Annotated in this window: 2 protein-coding genes; both read right to left on the reverse strand. The window is 60.8% G+C overall.

What is annotated here, in order from left to right; translation table 11 throughout:
- Window positions 1-204: 204 nt before the first annotated feature.
- Complete coding sequence (locus tag U5A52_RS42770) at window positions 205-1,158, reverse strand: nucleotidyl transferase AbiEii/AbiGii toxin family protein (protein WP_321940429.1); 954 nt, start codon at window positions 1,156-1,158, stop codon at window positions 205-207.
- A gap of 29 nt (window positions 1,159-1,187) precedes the next feature.
- Window positions 1,188-1,931 (reverse strand): type IV toxin-antitoxin system AbiEi family antitoxin domain-containing protein, encoded by a 744-nt coding sequence (locus tag U5A52_RS42775; protein WP_321940430.1) that lies wholly within the window; start codon window positions 1,929-1,931, stop codon window positions 1,188-1,190.
- Window positions 1,932-2,004: the final 73 nt, after the last annotated feature.

Consider the following 2,004-nt stretch of genomic DNA (forward strand, 5'->3'; position numbering starts at 1 on the left):
GGTTTGCGAATGTCCGTGAAGCGAACTTCAGCCGCCGCACAGCCGTTGATCGGCGGCCGTCGGCTTTGGCCGATGGCGGGCGTATCGCATCCTTCAGGTTCCGCCTGAGGATTGCAGCGATTCAAACGGCAGGTTTCCCCGCTGGCGGAACGGCAGGTCATGGCCCGGTTCGCGACTTGGCGGACGTAAGGGACGCGCGGTCTCCTATCCGGGTCTATTCTCGCGATCCAGTGCTGAAAATGCTCCCTGGAGTAGCGCTTCCTGATCGGCAAAGCGCTGCTTGTCGCGTGTGCGAAGTTTGCGCAGGTTTTCGATCTTCCAGCGTATCGCGGGCATGTCGCTCAGATGAGCGTAGGGCATCAGTGCCCAGTCCGGGGCCAGTCTGACGAGGGATAGGAGAAATTCACGATGCTTCGGGCTCAGCGCGCGTGGCAGATCGTGGTGAAGCTGTGCCTGGACTTCCTTGAGCCGGGAAAGGCTGACCTCGTCGACGGTCATGCCCACGAATCCTGCCTCGTATTCGTGCGCCAGTGAATGTGGCTTCGCAAACAGAACTTCGTGAACGGGGCGGTTGTGGCCAGCGAGGTAGCCAACGAACGCGGCAACGCAATCATCGCGCAGGCCACCGTACGTCTCGTACATGTGCTGCACATCGAAGATGTCACGCGGATGCTGGCGGTCCAGCGCCGCAACCAGCTTGCTGCCGTACAGTTCTGCGTCGGCGAGCGTGGGCACTTCGAAGTCGACGCGGAACATTTCCTGTGCGCGCGGAACGACCGGGCGCATGACGGTTGGCATCAGGGTGCCCCGGAAGACATAATTCACTTCCACCTTGACCTGGGTATCGGCGGAAGCCACTGTCAATTTCACGTCATCGCCCTTGTTTTTGCCGCTGGCGCCAGCGACAGTGACGTGATAGCCCTGCCGCTCAATCGCCTGTTTTGCGCGCACAAGTTCCGTGTTGATGATCGCCAGTGCTTCGGCCCGGTCGGGGTCGTGCGAGCGCATAATCACGTCGATATCGACAGACAGGCGGGGCAGGTCCTGCACGAACATGTTAATCGCCGTTCCGCCCTTCATGGCGAAATGCGGCGCGTCGAAAACGTCGGGCGCGATCGCCAGCATAAGGCGAACGGTGTTGAGGTACTGATCGTTCATCTGTTCACATCTGAGTGGAAATGGGCACGTTACGCCTTCAGGTTCAATGAGGGCGTGCCCCTGCGGCTGCTGGACCAACGCTTACCGGGGCCAAGCCTGTCGACATGGCGCTGCAGATCCTTGCCCCAGGCAAAGCCGCTGGCTTCTCCAAGATCCCGCACCAGCTTGACGACCTTCACCCGTGTGCAATGGGCTAGCAGGGTATCCAGTACCTTTGGGCGCAGGTTGCGCAACGACGATGCGATATTGATGGCTTCTTCGAGGGACTGTCCTTTTGCGAGGCGCTTGCCGACATCGCTCGCGAGCTCGAGCAGGGCACGCTCGGGCTCGGCAACGAGGATCGAGGGATCCTGGTTGGGAAGCGGCGAGATCGCAAAGCCTTCCGGCAGATTGTCATCGAACAGGCGCGTCGTCTGCAGCGTGTGGGGCAGATGTTCGTTGACCCACCCCGGCATCACGTATGGCCGCGCGGCCCAGAGCACGACACGCTCGCGAAAACTCATGTTATGGCGCACACCCTGCCAGTCGAGCGCCGTCTTGCCGCCGACATGCAGGCCCGTCACATGCCGGCTGAGGTACGCGAGGACGCCGTCGCGCGTCGGCGTGTCACCCGCAAGGAGGTAGGCGCCTTTCGAAAGGCGCTGCAGCCACCCGGCGCTCACCAGGTAGGTGGTCTGCTGGGCGCTGACGCCGCAGTCGCGGAGCATCTGTGGATCAAGCGGCTGTCCTCGGGGGACGCTTTCCATGAGCCGCTGGAGCGTTTTGCTGGCCATAATCGTCGGGGGCATGATTTTTTTGTGACTACACAAAAAAATCAGCAGTTAAGGAAATTAAATCATGCAAAAT

This window comes from Paraburkholderia sp. J8-2, from assembly GCF_905220195.1.
Taxonomy (GTDB): domain Bacteria; phylum Pseudomonadota; class Gammaproteobacteria; order Burkholderiales; family Burkholderiaceae; genus Paraburkholderia.